Origin of the sequence: Sphingobium ummariense RL-3, assembly GCF_000447205.1 — a bacterium.
Classification (GTDB): Bacteria; Pseudomonadota; Alphaproteobacteria; order Sphingomonadales; family Sphingomonadaceae; genus Sphingobium; species Sphingobium ummariense.
Genome location: NZ_AUWY01000096.1, coordinates 1 through 18852 on the forward strand (window position 1 = coordinate 1; position 18852 = coordinate 18852).

The window sequence follows — 18852 nt, forward strand, 5'->3', positions numbered from 1 at the left end:
CGCTTCGGCAAAGGTCGCCATGCCGTCATGCGCGGCGAGCGCCGCCCGCACGAGCTGCACCGCCACCGCCGCGCCGGTCCCTTCGCCCAGCCGCATGCCGAGCCGCAGCAGCGGCTCCAGCCCGACATGGCCGAGCAGCCGGTCATGCGCGGCTTCGGCCGAGCAATGCGCCGCAAGGCAATGTTGGGTGAAGGCAGGATTGGCCGCCGCGAGAGGCGCGATGGCCGCACAGCAGATATACCCATCCAGCAGCACCGGCACGCGCAGGAGCCGCGCAGCGAGGATCGCGCCCGCCATCGCCGCGATCTCCCGCCCGCCGAGCCGACGCAGCGTTTCGAACGGCGACGTGCAGAAAGGAGCGTGCAGCGCCAACGCCAGCGCGACCGCTTCCATTTTGCGCGCGAGGCCGGACCGGTCGACGCCCGTGCCCGTTCCGACCCATGCCTCCGCGTCGCCGCCTAAGGCCTGAGCGCACAGAGCTGCGGCAGGTGTGGTGTTGGCGATGCCCATTTCCCCCACGAACAGCAGGTCGGTGCGTGGCGCGACCACGGCGGCCCCGGCATTGAGCGCGGCGAGGCACTCCGCCTCGCTCATCGCCGGCTCGACGGCAATGTCTCCGGTCGGCCGGTCGAGATCGAGCGGGACCACGGCCAGTTCCGCCCCGGCCGCCCGCGCCAGCGCATTGATCGCCGCGCCCCCGGCCCGGAAGTTCGCGACCATCTGCACGGTGACATCGGCGGGGAAGGCGCTGACTCCGCGCGCGGCGACGCCATGATTGCCGGCGAAGACGGCGGCGCGAACCATGTCCAGCCGCGGGCGCTCCCGGCCCTGCCAGCCGGCCAGGAAGAGCGCGATCTCCTCCAGCCGGCCAAGCGATCCGGCGGGTTTGGTGAGCTGCGCCTGCCGTGCGGCGGCAGCCTCGATCGCCGCCGGGTTCGCGGTGGGCAGCGATGCGAGGGCCTCAGCGAAGGCGGAGGGATCGGCGAAGCGGATCATGACACGACGAAGCCTTCGGGCGGGACGCGGACGATGAAATGACCCTTCACGCCTTCGGGCCAATCGGCGTAGCGGACCACGCCCTCCTCGCTGGCGGCGTGGCGCGCCGCATAGTCGAGGAGAGCGCGGGCCGCATCCGGGCCGGGCGTGAAGCCGCCCAGCACATAGCCCATCTTCCCGGGCGCGCGGATATGGACCGCGCAATGCCGGGTGCAGGCGAAGAGGCAGGGCATGTCCTCCACGCCAATGCCGGCATAGGCGGGATCGGCGGCCTGCGCTTCCCGCAGCGCGCGGGAGAGCAGCGCGCCGCCGCGCTGCCCCTCCCCGTCCTCGCGATGATCCGTCGACAGGCGGCAGGTGGTGCAGACCACCACCGAAGGCCCGTCCCCCGCGCGCCGCAGCATCAGAAGCGGCTCCGGATGCCGGCGTAGACCGTGCGACCGAGGCTGCCATAGCCGTTCGCCGTCTGGTAATCGACGTCGCCGACATTTTCGACCCGGCCGTAGAGGGTAAGGCCCTCCAGCAGTTTCCATTCGGCGCGCAGGTCGGTCAGCCAATAGTCGTCGAGCCGCAGGCTGCTGCCCGCCCGATCGAAGGTGCGCCCGGAATAACGGACAGCGACGCTCGCCTTCAGGCCGAAGGGGAAGGCATAGCCCAGCTCGCCATTGGCGAGGTTGCGGGGCACGCGGGCAAGCTGGACGCCATAGGTGGCGCCCGGCGTGCGGTCTTCTGCCACGATCCGGCTGTAATTGCCGGTCGCGAACAGGCCGCGCCAATTGAGCGACGCGCCCAGCTCGATCCCCTTGGCGTGGCTCTTGCGCACGTTGGCGTAGTAGCCGAAGCGCGTCTCGTCCGTGCCGGGCACATAGCAGACCTCCGGCAGCGTGCCGGCGGTTGGACAATAGGCGAAGTCGATCAGATTGTCGGTCTTGCGCTCGAACCAAGTGGCCGAGAGGGTCAGGATGTCGCCCAGCTTCTGGTCGATGCCCGCTTCCCAGCCCTTCGCCTCCTCGGGCCTGAGCGCGGTCGAACCGTATAGGCTGAACAGCTGGTAGAGCGACGGCGCCTTGTAGCCTTCGTCATAGCTGGCGCGCAGCCGCGTGCCGGTACGCGCGACCGACCAGGCGGCGCCCGCGCTGGCCACCGTGTTGCCGCCGAAGCGCGACTGGTCGTCGTGGCGGACGCCGCCATTGACGGTGAGGCCCTCCACCAGCGTCAGGCGGACCTGGCCGTAGACGCTGTTGGTGTTCGCCTCGCTGGGCAGCCGCGCATAGGGGGCGGCGGTATCGGCGGGCGACGCATTGGTCATGCGCTGCTCCTCCCGCTCGGCGCCGAACACCAGCTGCACCGCATCCGATGCGGTGAAGGTGCCCTGATATTCGTAGCGGCGCACGCGCCCGTCCGCGTCGAAATTGAGCGGCCGCAGCTTGCGGCGCGGATCGTAATTGTCGCGCGCGGTGTCGCTGTGGAGGATGGCGAGGCGGTTGAGGAAGCGCCCATCCAGCAGCGCGACGTTCAGGCCGGCATAGGCCGACCATTCGCGCGTCGTGCCATAGACTGGCGCGTCGCCGCTGGTGCTGTCGAATTCGTTGCGCGCGTCGGCCCAATAGCCGCGCAGGTCGAGCGAGACCGTGGGCGCGAAATGCAGCGTCGCCGATCCGCTGGCGGCCTTGCGGCGATAGCCGTCATCCTCCGTCCCGCTGGCGCGGGCGGAAATCCCGTCGGTGGTGAAGGTCGATCCCGAGACGCGCCAGTCGATGAAATCGCTGGTGCCGCCTACCGCCGCCCGGGCGCTGAGCGTTTCATGGGTGCCGGCCTCGAAGGACGCGCTGCCCTCGATCGGCCTGGTCGCCCTGGCGGTCTGGACGTTGATGACGCCGCCGATCGCGTCGCTGCCCCAGAGGATCGCCTGCGGGCCGCGCAGGATTTCGACGCGCGCCAGATCGTCGATAAACAGGTTGGCGAAGCCGTAGCCGCCCGCCGTCGAGGAGGGATCGGCAAGGCGCATGCCGTCGATCACCATCACCGTCTGCCCCGAATCGGCGCCGCGAATGCGCAGCGTGGTGGTCGTGCCGTAGCCGCCGTTGCGGCTGAGGCTGATGCCCGGCGTACGCACCAGCAGGTCGGTGAGCGCCAGCGGCTGCTGCTGCTCGATCGCCGCCTGGTCGAGGACGGTGACGCTGGAGGCGACGCGATCCTCCGCCACGGGCGTGCGGAACGCGGTGACGACGAGGCCGTCCGACGGCTCCTCCGCGAAGGCGGCGCCCGGCACGAGGCCGGCGGCCAGCAGGAGGGCACCGACGCAATTCTGTATTCTCATTCGTTCAACCCCTTAACAACGGGCCTTTCCGGCAGGCACGCGAAGGGGCGGAACGGTGCGCGCGGGCGCGACAGGTCGCCCCTCGCACGGATCCGCCGGCGAGGCGATGGCTGTCGTTGCGCAGGGATGACCCCGTTCGGCCGGCACACCCTGTCCGGACGAAGAACGACCGCGACGGGCAGGTCTCCTGGCTCGCGGGTCAATGCCGGTTCGGCCGCCTTCTCAGGGCTTGCGCCCCAATGGCATGTTGGCCGGCCGGCTCTCCGCTTACAGTTGCAGGGGCAGCGCGGGTCTTTCACCCGACTTCCCTTTTGATCCCCTCGCGGGGAACCTGTCGCGGCGCGGCTGATAGCGGTGCTGCAGCGGGGGCGCAAGGGCAGCATGCTTGCGCGGATCGCGCGGCTGGCTTATCGGAGCTGTCGCTACGGGTGCCCGAAAGGGCTTAATCGGGAAGTCCGGGGCGATCCCCTTGCGGGGGTCGATGCCGGCACTGCTCCCGCAACTGTGACCGGAGAGCGCATCGCCATCGAGCCATTGGAAGGGCATTCCTTCCGAGAAGGCGGCGAACCGCGCGACGATCCGGAAGTCAGGAAACCGGCCCGTTGCCGTCGTTCCTTCGCGCGGGCGGGATGTACCGGGCGGACGAGGGTGAACCCTTGACGGACGACATGCGTGCATGCGTCGGAAAGGGAGCCAGAGCCATGATTCATCGCTGACAGAATGCCGCGCGGGTTCGGCCCGTCGCCGCCTTCCTGCCGCGCTTTCGCGCCACCCTCTTCCATTGCCGGAGACCTGCCATGGTCCGTCAGACCCGATTCGACTTCGCCCTGTTCGCCGCCCTCGCCGCCGTCATGCTGGTGACGCGCACCCACTGGATCAGCCATGTCGTCCACCTGCCCGACACGGTGTGGGCCAGCTTCTTCCTCGCCGGCTTCTACATCCGCGCGCGGCTCGCCTTTCCCGCGCTGTTCCTGCTCGGCTTCGCGATCGACCTGGTGGTGATCGGCAACAAGGGCAGCACGTCCTTCTGCTTCACCCCGGCCTACTGGATGCTGCTGCCCGCCTATGGCGCGATGTGGCTGGCGGGACGCTTTTCCGCCCGCCGCTTCGGCGCGAGCGCCCGCGCGCTGCCGGCGATCGTCGGCACGATGCTGGTGGCGCTGGTCGCCGCCAAGCTGCTGTCGAGCGGCGGCTTCTATTTCCTGAGCGGCCGCTTTCCCGATGCCTCGGTCGCCGGCTTCCTGCCGCGCATGACCCGCTATTTCCCGCCGATGCTCTGGTCGACGCTGATCTGGGCCAGCCTCGCCATAGCGGCGCACGCGCTGGTCGCGCTACTGCAGCCACGCACGGACGACGAACGCGCATGAGCGGCGACGAAGAGGCGCGCCACAAGGAGCGCACGCAGAAGCACAAGGCGGTGGTCGACGCCCGCATCGCCGCCGCCACGCAGGACAAGGGGCTGCTTCTGGTCCTCACCGGCAATGGCAAGGGCAAGTCCTCCAGCGCCTTCGGCATGGTCGCGCGCACCCTGGGCTATGGCCGCAGGGCCGCGATCTTCCAGTTCATCAAGGGCAAGGAGGAAGTGGGCGAGCGCGCCTTCTTCGCCGCGCATCCCGGCGTCACCTGGGAGCGTTGCGGCGAGGGCTTCACCTGGGAGACGCAGGACCGGCAGGGCGATATCGCGACCGCGCGGGCGGGCTGGGAAAAGGCGAAGGCGGCGCTGGCCGACCCCGCCATCCACCTGGTCGTGCTGGACGAGCTGACCTATCTCCTCACCTATCGCTATCTGGCGCTGGAGGAGATCCTGCCGCCGATCCTGGCCCGGCCGCCGATGCAGCATGTCGTCGTCACCGGCCGCGCTGCGGACGAGGCGCTGATCGAGGCGGCCGATACGGTGAGCGCGATCCGCGACGTCAAGCACGCCTTCCGCGCCGGGGTGCGGGCGCAGCAGGGCATCGACCTGTGAGCCATGCGGCGCGCTGCCCCGCCCTGCTGGTGGCGGCGCCCGCATCCAACCAGGGGAAGACGACGATCACCGCCGCCCTCGCCCGGCGCCATCGCGACGCGGGGCGGCGGGTGCGCGTCTTCAAATGCGGCCCCGATTTTCTGGACCCCATGATCCTGGAGCAGGCGAGCGGTGCCACGGTCCACCAGCTCGACCTGTTCATGGGCGGCGAGGCGGACTGCCGCCGCCTGCTGCACGAGGCTGCGCAGGACGCGGACCTGATCCTGATCGAGGGGGTGATGGGCCTGTTCGACGGCGATCCCTCCGCCGCCGACCTCGCCGCCTTGTTCGGCCTGCCGGTGCTCGCGGTGGTGGACGGATCGGCGATGGCGCAGAGCTTTGGCGCTATCGTCCACGGGCTGGCAAGCTATCGCGATGACATCCGCGTCGCCGCGGTGCTGGCGAACCGCGTGGCGGGCGAGCGCCATGCGGCGATGCTGGAAGGCAGCCTGAGGCAGGGCGTGGCATGGCTCGGCGCGCTGCCCCGCGACGAGACGATGACGCTGCCGGAACGCCATCTGGGGCTGATGCAGGCGCAGGAGGTCGGCGACCTGGACCAGCGGATCGCGCGCGCGGCGGCGCTGCTGCCGGAGGGCGCGCTGTGGCTGCCCGATCCTGTGGCGTTCCCGGCGCCCGGCACCCCGGCGACTGCTCCGCACGTGCTGGACGGGTGCCGCATTGCGGTGGCGCGCGATGCCGCCTTCGCCTTCCTCTACCCCGCCAACTGCACGCTGCTGGAAACGATGGGCGCCCGCCTTTCCTTCTTTTCGCCGCTGGCGGACGAGGCGCTGCCGCCCTGCGACGCGCTATGGCTGCCGGGCGGCTATCCCGAGCTGCATCTCGACCGGCTATCGGCTAATACCGCCATGATCGCGGCGGTGAGGGCGCATCATGAGGCAGGCAGGCCGATCCTCGCCGAATGCGGCGGCATGCTCTATTGCACAGAGGCGTTGACCGATACGGACGGATGCCGCGCACCGATGGCGGGGTTGCTTCCGGGCGAAGCGACGATGCAGCCGAAGCTGGCCGCGCTGGCGCTGCAACAGGTTACGGTGCCGGGCATCGGCACGCTGCGCGGCCACAGCTTTCATTATTCGCGGCTGGACACGCAGGCGCAGCCGCTGGCCCGCGCTACCGACCGCCAGGGACGGCCGGGCGAGGCCGTGTACCGCGCCGGATCATTGCTCGCCAGCTATGTGCATTTCTACTTCCCGTCCGATCCCCGGGCAGCGGCCGCGCTGTTCCTGCGGGCCGACAGATGAGAGCCAGCGATCCTCGCAGGACCTCTCAGGCCGGCCGCTTCGAGGGCGGCCGGCGCGCGGCCTCGGTGGTCCGCTCGCTGATGGCGATGGTCAGCAGTTCCCTTGTGAGGGTGGAAACGAAACCGACCATGTCCTCGATGATCAGGCTCTGCTTCATCTGGATCGGCCTGTTGAAGCAGCCATCCTCCTGATTGAAAAACTCCTTGAAGAACAGCTTGTTGCTCTCGTAGAACCGGTCGTAGAAGGCGATATTGTCGGGATCGATATTCTCGCCGATCTGCAGGTCGGTCATCCGGGACGCAAGCCGGTTCACCTTGTTACGGATTTTCCGCAATGCCATGTCGGAAGCATCGGTTTGCACGATGGCATTCACCGAACTCATGACTGCGGCGGCAAGCGGCGGGATTTTCTCGTTCGCCTTTTCGACGGTATAATCCATCGTCTCGACCGCGATATCCGGATTGATCTTCTTGAGAAGATCCACCCTGATGTCGCCATCGACGAAATTGCTCTTGCCGAAGATGGTCGGCCGAAGCGCCTCTGCGCCAAAGACCTCGCGCCATTTCGAGAACATTTCATAATAATTATAGTAATGGTTGCTATCGTCGACGTCCCGCTGGAAGTCAGCGATGGTACCGGCGAATCCGCCCCGGATGGCCGTGGAATAGAGCGACGTCCTGACCGCGGATTGTTCCCGGAAATAGCAGACCACGATGATTTCGTCGAATATGGAGGACAGAAACTCCTTCAGGCGATATATCGAATCGATATCGATCAGCCGGCTATGAAAATGCTCCGACGTGATGACAAAGCGGTCGCATTTTCCTTTTAATCCTTCCACTTCATTTCTGAAGTCGTCCAGAAGCCCTTTGAAAAATTCCGCCTTTTCCGCCTCATTGGTTATCTTGTGATTACGACAGAAGTCATCATAGTGATTCTGAAAATAGGCGACCAGCTTCCTGTTATTGGGATACGCTATGACACTGCTCAGGCCGACACCCTGCTTCTGCAGCGCGTCCTTGTTGTGATACAACCATTCCTGAATGAGCGTCGTCCCGGTCTTTTCGGTTCCGATGTGGAGGATGCATTTCATTTTATCACCATATCCATGTGATGAGATTTTATCTTCGATCATTATCGCATTGATGCTCTATGGTGATCCTGCATGTATTCCCCCAGTGAACGGAAACCACTCCTGAATATTATGTCCAGGCGACCGATGGCATTCCGCATCGATCCGGGAAACACTAATAGCGCGGATTCTCAAAGGCAACGCCGAGAGCCGATCATCCGCGGCCGGGCCTTGGGCTAGGCGGGGATATAGTGCAACAGGCCGCTCAAGCCGAATTCGAACGGCGGGGGAATCGGTTCGCTGTGAAGGCCAAACCTCAGGCTCTCCCATGGCTTGATGACGGATATGGACTTGGCCATGAACCCGTCCGTGATGGGGACGAACTGGACGGCGCCCACGGAAGGGACACCCCTGTATCGGCACAATATATCCCGACTCTCCCTCGGCCCCTCGAACCTTACCATGGCATTCGTCCTGCCGGACAGCATCCAGAAACCTAAACAGAATATCGGCTTATCGAACACGACCTTGCCGCCCAAGGGGATGATCGAAAAATCTTCCGACACCAGGCTGTTGGAAAAACTCACGGCCTCGAGGCCGAACTCGTCTATCTTCCTGAGAGCATAGGATCCCACGATGCAGGGCCTGGCCGTCCTTCTCGGACGAAAATTGGAGCCCCGGATAAAGTCCGAAAGATGCGCGCCCACGCGGGCGGCAACAGGCGTCGTCGGATGATATTTGTCCCGGTAGACCTCGGCTCCCATTTCCCGGGAAGACTGGAGCATGACGTCTGTCGCGTCGAAATAATGCGCCCCCGCCAACTCGCAGATGTGCTTCTGGCGTGATGCTATGGGGGAATTCGATCGCCACTTGTCCTGTGGAGGAATCCGGAGGACGAATACCGGTGCAATACTGTTCAGGCTGACGATGAAATCGTGATACAGTTTATCGAACGTCCAAGCGCTTCCGACCGAGCTTGGATAAGATTCATCGTTCGGCGATGTTTCCACGACGATCGCTCGATAGTCATTGCTCTTTACGCGCCCAGACACGTCCATGAACTGAAGGAAAGGCGCACCGCCCAAGGCGATGCGCGTGACGGACATTCCGACGGATGACGTGAAACTGTCGAACCACCCTCCCTTCACGATGGTATTGGAAGTTCCTATTACAAGGATTTCCATGGATCATTCCTGTCAGAAGGGGAGCGGAGCAGATCGCGCTTCGCTGATCGTAGCGTCTATCCTGATCCTAGGCCTTCTCCGGCTGCGGGCGCTCCAGGGCTGCGGCGTACACGGCATGATCATGTTCGAGATAGGCTTCCAGCACCGGCGGCAGCTTATCCCAGAGGGGAATTTTGCTCTTCGCGTGATTGCGATCTTCGGGCGGCACTCCAGCCTGGCCAAGATCGGCGAACAGGCTCGTCACATCTTGATTGAAATTGCCCTGAAAGAGGATCCTATAGAACCGGTTGAGTCCTGCTATGGTGTTCTGACGGTCCTCGTACGACACCCGGCCCCTAATGGGAGACGGCGAGAGGTAACGGACCTCCAGATTATCGAACCTGTCCCGAAACTCATCGCCGAAGATGAGATCCTCATCGGCCACGAAATAGCCATCGGCATCTACGAGGCGCTCGATGATTGGGCCAATCGACGCATAATCGGGCCACTTCCTGCGCGCGAAGAGGTGGCGAAACGCCGATTTGAAGCGGGATTCGGGTTCGCGAAGAACCGTGATAAAACGGGCGTTTGGGAATTTGGGCAGAGCACTTGCCAGAGTAGTGTGCGACGCAGCCAGGCGAACCCCAGTATCACGCTTCAGCCGATCGGGATCGTGGCGGCAGAAAGCGGCGCCATATGCCTTCTCGAAAGTATGATTTAAGCTTGATCCAGCGGTTTTCGGAATGTGCACATGGAACAATTCAATATTGGGATAGGCGTTCGTCACAGAAACTGGCTCCCCCTTCGCACTATAGGATATGCTGCTATCCCACCCCCGCATGGAAGGCAATCCGCAGCGCTTCGGCCAGGCTGCGGACGTCCAGTTTCTGCATCACATTGGCGCGGTGGATCTCCACCGTCCGCGGACTGATCCCCAGGTCATAGGCGATGGTCTTGTTGGGCAGTCCCTGCACCAGCCCGTCCAGCACCTCGCGTTCCCGTTCCGTCAGCACGTTGAGCCGCGCCCGCGCCTCCTCCGCGCGCGCCATGGCGCCGCGCTCGGCCAGCGACAGCGTCTTGGCGGCATCGATACAGGCCAGCAGCGCTGCTTTTTCGAAGGGCTTTTCGATGAAGTCGCTGGCGCCGGACTTCATCGCCGCGACGGCCATGTCGACATCGCCATGGCCGGTCATGATCACGACCGGCAGGGTGACACCCCGCGCGCGCAGTTCCCGCTGCACCTCCAGCCCGTCAATGTCGGGCATGCGCACATCGAGCAGCACACAGCCGCGCGGCAGCGCGCCCGCCTCCTTCAGGAACTCCAGCCCGCCCGCGAACAACCGCACGGCATAGCCGCTGGTCTTGAGCATGAAGGACAGCGAACGGCGGATCGCCTCGTCATCGTCCACGACATAGATGGTGTAGGGTTCGCTCATACCGGTCTTCCGTTGCTAGTCCACGGCGTCCAGGGTGAAGTGGAAGGCGGTGCCGCCCCATTGCGAGGGCGTGGCCCAGATGCGGCCGCCATGCCCCTCCACGATGGTCTGGCTGATCGAGAGGCCGAGGCCCATGCCCTGCGCCTTGGTGGTGGTGAAGGGGGTGAAGAGCGTGCGCGACATTTCCGGGTCCAGCCCCGGCCCGCTGTCGGCGACGACCACTTCCACCCGGCCGTCTTCGGCCGGCGCGGCGGTCAGGCGCAGGATGCGCGCTGGGCGGTTCTGCATCGCCTCCACCGCATTCTTGACCAGGTTCACGATCACCTGCTGCAGCTGCACCCGGTTGACCAGCACCTTGTCCGCCCGGCGATCGACGCTGATGTCCATGTCGATGCCCCGGCTGTCCACGCCGATGAAGGCCAGCGCCACGCTTTCGGCCAGCGCGGCGCGCAACGCCTCGGGCTGGCGCAGCGTCTCGCCCTGGCGGATGAACTCCCGCAGAGAGCGGATGATCTCGCCCGCCCGCAGCGCCTGGTTCGCGCTTTCGTCCATGGCTTCGCGCAGCATGTCCCGGTCGACCGGCCCCTCGGCGTCCAGAAGGTCACGTCCCGCCTCCATATAGTTGGCGATCGCGGTCAGCGGCTGGTTCAGCTCGTGCGCCAGGGCGGAGGCCAGCGTGCCCATCGCCGTCACGCGACTGGCATGGGCCAGTTCCGACTGGAGGTCGGCGACGCGCCGCTCGGCCTGCTGCCGTTCCGTGAGGTCGCGGATGAAGCCGGTGAACAACCGCCGTGTCCCATCCTGCACCTCGCCTACCGACAGTTCGATGGGAAAGGTCGATCCGTCCCGGCGCCGCGCGCTGGTCAGCCGGCCGATGCCAATGATCCGCCGCTCGCCGGTGGTCAGATAATGGCTGATATAGCCGTCATGCCGCTCCCGGTCGGGGGACGGCATCAGCATCGAGATATTCTCGCCCAGCACGTCGCTTTCGGCATATTGGAACATGCGCTGCGCCGCCGCACCGAAGGACACGATGTGCCCCGCCATGTCGATGACGATCAGCGCATCAGGCACCGTCGCCAGGATCGATCCCAGCAACGCCTGCTCCAGGCTGTGCGCGCGTGCGCTCAGTCCTTCCGTCTCGTCGTCCGCCACCGCCATGGCACGATCATGCCGCCCTTTCAGTGCGCCAGCAAGAGCGGGATCGGCGCGTCGCGCAGCAGCCGGCGGGTGACTCCGCCGAATACCGTCTCACGCAACCGGCTGTGGCCATAGGCGCCCATCACGATCCAGTCGACGGCGAGAGCGCCCACGGCGCGCATCAGCGCCTCGTCGACAGCTTCCCCCTGCCGCGGCCAGCTGCGCAGCTCGGCCTCGACGCCATGGCGGGAAAGATATTCCAGCGCGTCGGTGGCCGGGAAGACATCCTTTCCGCCCTCCTCGACGGTCACGACCAGCACCGCCTCCGCCAGCCTGAGCAGCGGCACGGCGGAGCGGAGCGCGGCCGCCGCTTCCTGCGATCCGTCCCAGGCGACCAACGCCCGACCGGTGACGGCGAAGCGGGTCGCCGCCTGCGGCACGCCCAGCACGGGCACGCGGCCGCCCAGCGCCAGATCCGGCACAATCGCAAGCGGGTCGCGCATACTGCGGCGCGGTCCCCGCGGCAGGGTCGCGACGATCAGATCGGACAGCCGTGCGGCGGACAGGATTCCGCGCACGGCCTCGCCCTCGCACTGCATCCAGTCCCACTGCACGCCTTCCCGCGCCATCCGTGCCTCGACCTCTGCCTGGGCCTTGCAATCGATCTCCTTCAATTCGGCCATGATCGTCGGCGCGAAGCCCGCGCCGCCATAGAGATCGGCCGCCACCAGATCCGGCAGCATCGTCACCTGGACGCAGCGAATATGGGCGGCGGTTGCCCGCGCGAGGTCGAAGGCGGCCTGCAGCCGGCTTTCCTGACCCAGATCGTCATGGATATGAAGCAGTATCGATTTCATGGCCCGGGCCTTTCTGAGCGGTGCTTCCGATAGCTTTTCACTAGGCCGGGGGTCGGGGATCGCACCATCAGGGATAGTCCTTATTTCTTCGGACGCCCTGAAATCGGAAAGAGAGGCCATGACATGGACGACGATACGCCTGGAACTGGCTCGCACGGAGGATTTCCCCAATGGCTCGGCGGCGCGCAGCTACGTGCTCCGACTGCCGCTACAACGTGACGGGCTAATCAATGAGCAGGAATATCGGAGCCATCCGGAGCTGGCGACCGCCCGCCGCTTCTGGCCGAACGAGCCAGATCGGCACGGTTACCTGCTCCGGACCCCGGAGGGGTGGGTGCTATCCTACGCGCCGGGGGAGGAGGATGACGAAAGGATATTCCGGCTGGACGCGCACGCCATCCGTCCGGGCAGCTACCTGACGCTGACGGAGCCCGATGGCGCCCAGCTTCCCTTCCTGGTCAAGGGCCTCGCGCCCGCCTGAACGAAAGGACTTGTCCATGATCCAACTCGAAACCCGCGCCGGCTTCCGCCTCGCGGTCCGTCCCGCCACGCCCGCCGATGCCCGAGCAGTGGTCGAGTTCTTCGACAGGGTATCGGACGAGGACCGGCGCTTCCGCTTCCTGTCCTCGATCCGGCATCTGACGGCGGCGCAGGCGAAGGACATCACCGACTTCGACTATCACCGGCGCGAAACCTTCCTCGCCTTCCTGCCCGGCACGGACGAGATCATCGCCGCCGCCACGCTGGCGGCAGACCGGACCGGCGAGACCGCCGAGGTCGCGATCTCCATCGACGCCGACTATAAGGGGCGCGGCATCGGCTGGACACTGCTCGATCATGCGGCCGCCGAGGCCCGGCACTGGGGGATCCGCCGACTTCGTTCGATCGAAAGCCGGGAGAACCATGCCGCGATCTCGCTGGAGCGGGAGAAGGGCTTCTCCGCGCGCGCCGTGGAGGGCGACGCGACGCTGGTGATGCTGGAGCGCTGTTTCTGAACGGGGCGCCGGCCGGGAGGGGCGCTACCGCACCATCGCCGGATCTACGCTGTTCGCAAGCGGCCTCCCCGCCTCGAAACCAGCGATGTTCCCCAGCGTCGTTTCAGCGATGCCCTCCAGCGCCTCCTGCGTCAGGAAGGCCTGGTGCCCGGTAACGAGGACGTTGGGGAAGGTCAGCAGGCGCTGGAAATCATCGTCCTCGATGATCTCGTCCGACAGGTCCTCGAAGAACAGGTCGGCCTCCTGCTCATAGACGTCGAGCGCGACGCCGCCGATTCTGCGGGCCTTGAGCCCGGCGATCAGCGCCCGCGTGTCAATCAGCGCACCGCGGCTGGTGTTGACGATCACCAGCCCCTCGCGCGCCTTCGCGATCGCATCGGCGTCGATGATATGGCGGGTCTGCGGCGTCAGCGGGCAATGCAGCGAGACGATCTCGGCCCGTTCCAGCAGTTCGGCAGGCGGCACATAGGAAACGCCCATCGCCACCAGTTCCGGATCTTCGACGACGTCGCTCGCCAGCACCTCGCAGCCGAAGCCCAGCCGCAGCGAGCGCGCCACCAGCGCACCGATCCGCCCGGTACCGATGACGCCCGCTGCGCGGCCGTGCAGGTTACGGCCGATCAGACCATCCAGCGCGAAATTATTCTCCCGCACCCGCGCCCAGGCGCGATGCACCTTGCGGTCGAGCGCCAGCAGCAGTGCGATGGTGAACTCCGCGACGGCATGGGGCGAATAGGCCGGCACCCGCACCACGGCGATGCCCAGCCGCGCCGCCGCCCTGAGATCCACATTGTTGTAGCCCGCGCAGCGCAACGCCACGAGCCGCGTGCCCTGCGCCGCCAGCCGCTCCAGCACGGCGGCGTCGACCCGGTCGTTGACGAAGACGCAGACGGCCGGAAAGCCCTGCGCCAGCGGCGCGGTGCTCTCGTCCAGCCGGGGCTCCAGGAAATGAAGGTCATGCCCGTGCGCGGCATTGGCCCGGTTCAGGAACTGCCGGTCGTAGCCCTTGGTGCCGAAGATCGCGACGCGCATCCCGGCATTGTGGCACGGCCCGGCGGCGGGTCAATGGTCCGGTCCGACGGCAGGGCAGAAACATCGGATCGGATGAGGCAGGGCGCCGCCAGGCGACGGCGCCCTGCCGGTATCAAAAGCGCATGCCGAGCCCTACGCCGAAGACCAGCGGGTCGATCTCCACATGGACCTTCTGCACGCCCGCAGCGGTCGTGCTGAGCCGCGTATTGGTGTCGATGTCGATATATTTGACGTCGAAATTCAGAAAGACCTTGTCGGTGAGGTCGATATCCACGCCGGCCTGCGCAGCCCAGCCGAAGCTGTCGGACATGTGCACCTTGGTCTTGCCGACCGCGCCTTCCAGCGCCTTGGACGCGTCCTCATTGTAGAACAGCGTGTAGTTGATGCCGGCGCCTACATAGGGGCGCACCTTGCCCTCCGGCACGAAATGATACTGCGCCGTCAGCGTCGGCGGCAGCACCCAGGTGGAGGCGAGCTTGCCGATGCCGCCGGTCGTGCCGGTGCGGCCGCTCGCGCTGTGCTTGGTGGTGGCGGCGATCAGTTCGAAGCCGATATGGTCGGTCGCCATATAGGTGAAGTCGATTTCCGGCGTAACGGCATTGTCGATGCCGACCTTTTCGCCGGGGAAGGCGGGCAGCACGCTGCCGCTCTTCTCATTGGGCGCGACGACGATGCCGCGCAGGCGGATCAGCACGTCGCCCTGCTTCGCCTGCGCCGGGGATGCCAGAGCGGCGACAGCGGCGGCGGCGCCCAGCAGGATGGTCTTGATGGTCATGGCGGGGTCTCCTTCCCTGATTGGTGATCCTGTTCTGCGCCTTGCGCCGCTTCCCGGCATTGATCCCGCGCAAGCCGCGATTTGACCTGGCGCAATGCGAGCGACGGCCTGGCCTGCGATCACATCCTTCATGTGGACCTATCATCCCGATCTGCTCGCCCAGCCGGTGCCGCGCTACACCAGCTATCCCACCGCCGCGCAGTTCACCGGCGACGTCGGTGCGCCGGACATGGCCGCCCGGCTGGACACCGTGGACGCGCAAGCCCCGCTCTCGCTCTATGTCCACATCCCCTATTGCCACGACATCTGCTGGTATTGCGGGTGCAACACCGGCGCTGCGAACCGCGCCCAGCGCCTGTCCGCCTATGTCGAGGCGCTGGAGCGGGAGATCGCGCTGGTGGCCCGACGGCTGGGCGGCCGTGGCAAGGTCCGGCGCATCGCCTTCGGCGGCGGCAGTCCCAATTCGCTGCCGCTGGTCGACTTCGTGCGCCTGCTTCAGCAGCTCCTGCTCTGTTTCGAGGCGCACGACACCGAGATCTCGGTCGAGCTCGATCCGCGCAGGCTCGACGGACAATGGATCGCGGCGATGGCGGCGATGGGCGTGGACCGGGTCAACCTCGGCGTCCAGACCTTCACACCGCATGTGCAGACGCGCATCGGCCGCGTCCAGCCGGTCGAGATGGTCGAACGCGCGGTGGAAGGGTTCGCGCGGGCGGGAATCGCCACCGGATTCGACCTCATGTACGGCCTGCCCGGGCAGGGGCGGGAGGATCTGGACGCCACGTTGGACATCGCGATCCGCATGGCGCCGGCGCGCATCGCCCTGTTCGGCTATGCGCACATGCCGCGGCTGCTGCCGCGGCAGCGCAGGATCGATGCGACCGACCTGCCCGACCTCCCTACCCGCTTCGCCATGGCGGCGGACGGCCATCGGCGGCTTACCGCGGCGGGCTATCGCGCGATCGGCTTCGATCATTTCGCGCTACCCGGGGATTCGCTGGCCCGCGCCGCAGCCACCGGACAATTGCGGCGGAATTTCCAGGGGTTCACCGACGATCCCGCCGACATGCTGATCGGACTGGGCGCCAGCGCGATCAGCCAGTTTCCCGACCTGATCGTCCAGAACGAGAAGCAGGCGGGCGCCTATCGCGCGCTGCTGGCGGAAGGCAAGCTACCGGCGGCGCGCGGCGTAGTACGCAGCGGCGAGGACCGGCGGCGCGGGCGCATCATCGAATCATTGCTCTGCACCGGCGAGGCGCATGTCGGATCGGCGACGGCCATGCCGGACCTGTCCCGTTTCGAGGCGCTGGGGCTGGTGCATGTAAGTACCGACCGCATCGTGCTGACGGCGCAGGCCCTACCCTATGCCCGTGCCATCGCCGCCCGTTTCGACAGCTATCTGCTGCCGCAGGAAAAGCGGTTCAGCCATGCGATATAGCCGATGCGTCCTGGCTGCGCTGGCCTGCCTTAACATCGCGGCTGGAGCCATACGGCCCGCCGACGCGCGCACTTCGATGCAGTATTGCGGTCCCATCCCGCCCGGCTGGCCCGAACCGGGCGGTCGCAAGCCCGACGCCCCTCGGGCACCGGACGCCGCCTGTCACGTGGGATTGTGCTCGCGGCGGAAGGATGGGTTTGGCGGATGACAAGAGGGTTGATTCAAGCTTTCTAATCTCCATGTGGATTTTTTTGTTGGCGGCCCAGCCGCGCCAGATTATTGCCCAAATACAGGGCAATTCGGCAGGATCGCGTCTCGAGAGATACCGAGGCGACCGCGTCAGGCTTGTCTCTTCAAGGAGGTTTGCGTGCCGGAAAAGCAATGATCCGCTGGCGTAACTGATTTGTACTGGCGGCGATATTCGGTCGAACCTAGCTGATCAATCGGCGGCTTGATCCTAGCACTACTTTAGCAAAAATTACACTTCTGCCAAAACAGTGCTATAACGGCTTACGATCTGATTGCATCAAATCCGCTACTCTAATTTCTCGTATCTATGCGATTCCTAATCAACAACCGATTCCGAATGCTTGGAAAACTCTAGGGAGCCGGCTCAGCCTTCGGTGCCCCACGTTTCACCACAGACAACCGCTCCGGTCGATACTCTTCCAAGCCTTCGGCAATCAAATCCTCAAGGCCATCGAGCGCACGGGACGGATGAGACAGATCCAGTTCGCGCAATTGCCAGGGCGCGAAACGCCACCATTGCAGGCGCAGCAGACGCTCGACAAGCAGATCATCGAACCGGTACTTGATGACCTTCGCCGGCGATCCCACCGCCATGGCATAGGGCGGGATGTCCTTGGTCACCACGCTGCGTGCGCCGACGACGGCCCCATCGCCAATCGTCACACCATTCTTGATATAGACTCCATGCGCAATCCAGCAGTCGTTGCCGATGTAGGTCGGCTTGGGCCGGTCTAGAACGGCGTTCTTGACGTGGTTGAACCGGTCAGCATCATACTGTTCCTTGAACTCATAGTCGGTATGGAGATCGAAAATACCGGGCTGATACTGAAAAGGATGGGTGCTCAGCCAATCGACCGGATGATTACCCTGGCCGATGTGCAGCCCATTCGAAAGCGAGCTATAGCGGCCAATATGGGTGTGATATAGGAATCCACCGCTGACATAGGAGAAGGCCCCGATCGAGAAGTCGTGAAAGATTCGGGTTTCAGAAATACGGGTCGGTGCTTCGATATCACCCCAGAAGCGGGTAATATCCTTCGACGAGAGGTTGTGATTAACCCCGAATTTTCTCAAGATATTGACGGCTTCCGGAGCAGCGTTGCGAACTTCCATTTTCCCTTGTCCTCCGACAGCTCAGGCTTTCCGGACAAGCTTGCCGAAGAGAGATTGAGCGATAACTTGAATTTGTGCAACATCCAAAGTGGCTTGCATGGGCTTAGCCCGGTCCAGTTCTTCCTCGAAGGCAAGCCGCTCAGCGAGAGGCACCAGATTATTGATCTCCTGGATCGTAGGCAGGTTCTTGGCGCGAAAGGCAAGCCACGCGTCCCTGTTGGGACGGATGACGTCTGAACGCAATTCGGGCAGCCTTTCGCACAGTTCGTCCGCCACCAGATCGCCAGACTTACCAAAGAACACATTGATTTCACGCTGCAGAGCAATCTCCGCATAGGTGAGGGAACGATTAATGGGCGGAAAAGACACATCTAGCACTTCATTGCTACCCAACCATTTGGAAAGAAGCGATGCGACTCGGCTTCTGCCGAACGAATAATTGTAGACTGTGGGATGGATGCCCGGCAACTGGTCCAGCTTCTTGAGAAAAATCTCCACATCCCGGAAAAAATTGAATGTTTCGCTATATTTTTCTATAGTATCCGTATAGCCGCCACGCTTCACCGATTGCTGATAGGCCGAAGATAGCATCTCGTCCGGATTTCGTATGAATATCAGTACATTAATACAATCAAACTTAGTAAGGAGTTGATCGATCACCTGACGGTTGAGCCAGTTTTTCTGAACAGCAAAGAGAAACTCGGAGCTATACAGCACGGAACCATCCCCCGATCCGCAATCGACGTGCTCGGGATTTCCTGGATCGCGCAGAAATATTGCGCCATTACCGGATGAAATTTTCCCTTCCGATGACCGGTCGCTTTCAACAACGGGATAATTGATACCCAGGTTTCCTAGAATTCGCTGCCGATGCGTAGACAAGATAGACTGAATATAACTGCTGCCAGTCTTCCCGTGACCGACATGCAGATAGAGAGTTTTGGCCATTCCGTTATGATCTCCGGCAGTTCATTCCTCGCTCAGCGATCGGTGGATTCG

Annotated in this window: 19 protein-coding genes and 2 riboswitches; of the genes, 6 read left to right on the plus strand and 13 right to left on the minus strand. The window is 64.6% G+C overall.

What is annotated here, in order from left to right; all coding sequences use genetic code 11:
- The 3 genes from cobT to M529_RS38230 form a co-directional block, all read right to left on the minus strand.
- Positions 1–996, minus strand: a 996-nt coding sequence (cobT, locus tag M529_RS38220; RefSeq protein WP_021318566.1) for a nicotinate-nucleotide--dimethylbenzimidazole phosphoribosyltransferase, incomplete at its 3' end; no start/stop codon positions are given.
- On the minus strand, positions 993–1400 hold the full coding sequence (locus M529_RS38225) for a DUF1636 domain-containing protein (RefSeq protein ID WP_021318567.1): 408 nt from the start codon (positions 1398–1400) through the stop codon (positions 993–995). The genes M529_RS38225 and cobT, both read right to left, overlap by 4 nt.
- On the minus strand, positions 1400–3316 hold the full coding sequence (locus tag M529_RS38230; RefSeq protein ID WP_021318568.1) for a TonB-dependent receptor plug domain-containing protein: 1917 nt from the start codon (positions 3314–3316) through the stop codon (positions 1400–1402). The genes M529_RS38225 and M529_RS38230 overlap by 1 nt, the downstream gene beginning before the upstream one ends.
- Before the next feature lie 160 nt (positions 3317–3476).
- A riboswitch (cobalamin riboswitch) is annotated at positions 3477–3666 on the minus strand.
- Positions 3667–3725: 59 nt separating this feature from the next.
- A riboswitch (cobalamin riboswitch) is annotated at positions 3726–3933 on the plus strand.
- 180 nt (positions 3934–4113) lie between these two features.
- Between M529_RS38230 and M529_RS38235 the strand changes: the two genes are divergently transcribed.
- From M529_RS38235 to M529_RS38245, 3 genes are read left to right on the plus strand one after another with little or no spacing between them, the layout of a single operon-like run.
- The gene (locus M529_RS38235) at positions 4114–4683 is read left to right on the plus strand and encodes a hypothetical protein (protein WP_021318569.1); all 570 of its coding nucleotides are present in this window, start codon (positions 4114–4116) and stop codon (positions 4681–4683) included.
- Positions 4680–5282, plus strand: coding sequence for a cob(I)yrinic acid a,c-diamide adenosyltransferase (gene cobO, locus M529_RS38240; protein ID WP_021318570.1), 603 nt, complete (start codon positions 4680–4682; stop codon positions 5280–5282). The genes M529_RS38235 and cobO overlap by 4 nt, the downstream gene beginning before the upstream one ends.
- Positions 5279–6583, plus strand: a complete 1305-nt coding sequence (locus tag M529_RS38245; protein ID WP_021318571.1) for a cobyrinate a,c-diamide synthase — start codon at positions 5279–5281, stop codon at positions 6581–6583. The genes cobO and M529_RS38245 overlap by 4 nt, the downstream gene beginning before the upstream one ends.
- 25 nt (positions 6584–6608) lie before the next feature.
- Here the strand turns inward: M529_RS38245 and M529_RS38250 are convergent, their stop codons facing one another.
- From M529_RS38250 to M529_RS38275, 6 genes are all read right to left on the minus strand, one after another.
- Positions 6609–7676 (minus strand): hypothetical protein, encoded by a 1068-nt coding sequence (locus M529_RS38250; RefSeq protein WP_021318572.1) that lies wholly within the window; start codon positions 7674–7676, stop codon positions 6609–6611.
- A gap of 215 nt (positions 7677–7891) precedes the next feature.
- Entirely contained in the window at positions 7892–8839 is a 948-nt protein-coding gene (locus M529_RS38255) for a hypothetical protein (protein WP_021318573.1), read from the minus strand.
- Between the two features lie 67 nt (positions 8840–8906).
- Positions 8907–9605 carry a sulfotransferase family protein gene (locus M529_RS49280; RefSeq protein ID WP_161626359.1) on the minus strand — a complete coding sequence of 233 codons (699 nt, stop codon included), beginning with the start codon at positions 9603–9605 and terminating at the stop codon, positions 8907–8909.
- 37 nt (positions 9606–9642) lie between these two features.
- A complete protein-coding gene (gene fixJ, locus M529_RS38265) occupies positions 9643–10254 on the minus strand; it encodes a response regulator FixJ (RefSeq protein WP_021318575.1) in 612 nt (203 codons plus the stop codon).
- A gap of 15 nt (positions 10255–10269) precedes the next feature.
- Positions 10270–11415, minus strand: coding sequence for a sensor histidine kinase (locus M529_RS38270; protein WP_021318576.1), 1146 nt, complete (start codon positions 11413–11415; stop codon positions 10270–10272).
- 20 nt (positions 11416–11435) lie between these two features.
- Positions 11436–12251: a universal stress protein gene (locus M529_RS38275; protein WP_021318577.1), complete on the minus strand. Its 816-nt coding sequence runs from the start codon at positions 12249–12251 to the stop codon at positions 11436–11438.
- Positions 12252–12369: 118 nt separating this feature from the next.
- Here M529_RS38275 and M529_RS38280 point away from each other — a divergent pair, with 118 nt between their 5' ends.
- Together M529_RS38280 and M529_RS38285 are read left to right on the plus strand one after the other, a co-directional pair.
- Positions 12370–12732 carry a hypothetical protein gene (locus tag M529_RS38280; protein ID WP_021318578.1) on the plus strand — a complete coding sequence of 121 codons (363 nt, stop codon included), beginning with the start codon at positions 12370–12372 and terminating at the stop codon, positions 12730–12732.
- A gap of 16 nt (positions 12733–12748) precedes the next feature.
- Positions 12749–13246 (plus strand): GNAT family N-acetyltransferase, encoded by a 498-nt coding sequence (locus tag M529_RS38285; RefSeq protein ID WP_021318579.1) that lies wholly within the window; start codon positions 12749–12751, stop codon positions 13244–13246.
- Positions 13247–13270: 24 nt separating this feature from the next.
- Here the strand turns inward: M529_RS38285 and M529_RS38290 are convergent, their stop codons facing one another.
- Entirely contained in the window at positions 13271–14278 is a 1008-nt protein-coding gene (locus M529_RS38290) for a 2-hydroxyacid dehydrogenase (RefSeq protein ID WP_021318580.1), read from the minus strand.
- A gap of 112 nt (positions 14279–14390) precedes the next feature.
- The gene (locus M529_RS38295; RefSeq protein WP_021318581.1) at positions 14391–15053 is read right to left on the minus strand and encodes an OmpW/AlkL family protein; all 663 of its coding nucleotides are present in this window, start codon (positions 15051–15053) and stop codon (positions 14391–14393) included.
- Positions 15054–15183: 130 nt separating this feature from the next.
- Here M529_RS38295 and hemN point away from each other — a divergent pair, with 130 nt between their 5' ends.
- Positions 15184–16491: an oxygen-independent coproporphyrinogen III oxidase gene (hemN, locus tag M529_RS38300; RefSeq protein WP_031295088.1), complete on the plus strand. Its 1308-nt coding sequence runs from the start codon at positions 15184–15186 to the stop codon at positions 16489–16491.
- Positions 16492–17091: 600 nt separating this feature from the next.
- Here hemN and M529_RS50595 read toward each other — a convergent pair.
- Both M529_RS50595 and M529_RS38310 read right to left on the minus strand, forming a co-directional pair.
- On the minus strand, positions 17092–17853 hold the full coding sequence (locus tag M529_RS50595; protein WP_021318583.1) for a CatB-related O-acetyltransferase: 762 nt from the start codon (positions 17851–17853) through the stop codon (positions 17092–17094).
- Between the two features lie 21 nt (positions 17854–17874).
- Positions 17875–18801 carry a hypothetical protein gene (locus M529_RS38310; RefSeq protein ID WP_152522609.1) on the minus strand — a complete coding sequence of 309 codons (927 nt, stop codon included), beginning with the start codon at positions 18799–18801 and terminating at the stop codon, positions 17875–17877.
- Between the last annotated feature and the right edge of the window lie 51 nt (positions 18802–18852).

Bases quoted from the DNA above. Each gene is read 5' to 3' on its own strand.
- M529_RS38225 (WP_021318567.1), bottom strand. From the start codon at position 1,400: ATGCTGCGGCGCGCGGGGGACGGGCCTTCGGTGGTGGTCTGCACCACC.
- M529_RS38230 (WP_021318568.1), bottom strand. From the start codon at position 3,316: ATGAGAATACAGAATTGCGTCGGTGCCCTCCTGCTGGCCGCCGGCCTC.
- M529_RS38235 (WP_021318569.1), top strand. From the start codon at position 4,114: ATGGTCCGTCAGACCCGATTCGACTTCGCCCTGTTCGCCGCCCTCGCC.
- cobO (WP_021318570.1), top strand. From the start codon at position 4,680: ATGAGCGGCGACGAAGAGGCGCGCCACAAGGAGCGCACGCAGAAGCAC.
- M529_RS38250 (WP_021318572.1), bottom strand. From the start codon at position 7,676: ATGAAATGCATCCTCCACATCGGAACCGAAAAGACCGGGACGACGCTC.
- M529_RS38255 (WP_021318573.1), bottom strand. From the start codon at position 8,839: ATGGAAATCCTTGTAATAGGAACTTCCAATACCATCGTGAAGGGAGGG.
- fixJ (WP_021318575.1), bottom strand. From the start codon at position 10,254: ATGAGCGAACCCTACACCATCTATGTCGTGGACGATGACGAGGCGATC.
- M529_RS38270 (WP_021318576.1), bottom strand. From the start codon at position 11,415: ATGGCGGTGGCGGACGACGAGACGGAAGGACTGAGCGCACGCGCGCAC.
- M529_RS38275 (WP_021318577.1), bottom strand. From the start codon at position 12,251: ATGAAATCGATACTGCTTCATATCCATGACGATCTGGGTCAGGAAAGC.
- M529_RS38280 (WP_021318578.1), top strand. From the start codon at position 12,370: ATGACATGGACGACGATACGCCTGGAACTGGCTCGCACGGAGGATTTC.
- M529_RS38285 (WP_021318579.1), top strand. From the start codon at position 12,749: ATGATCCAACTCGAAACCCGCGCCGGCTTCCGCCTCGCGGTCCGTCCC.
- M529_RS38290 (WP_021318580.1), bottom strand. From the start codon at position 14,278: ATGCGCGTCGCGATCTTCGGCACCAAGGGCTACGACCGGCAGTTCCTG.
- M529_RS38295 (WP_021318581.1), bottom strand. From the start codon at position 15,053: ATGACCATCAAGACCATCCTGCTGGGCGCCGCCGCCGCTGTCGCCGCT.
- hemN (WP_031295088.1), top strand. From the start codon at position 15,184: ATGTGGACCTATCATCCCGATCTGCTCGCCCAGCCGGTGCCGCGCTAC.
- M529_RS50595 (WP_021318583.1), bottom strand. From the start codon at position 17,853: ATGGAAGTTCGCAACGCTGCTCCGGAAGCCGTCAATATCTTGAGAAAA.
- M529_RS38310 (WP_152522609.1), bottom strand. From the start codon at position 18,801: ATGGCCAAAACTCTCTATCTGCATGTCGGTCACGGGAAGACTGGCAGC.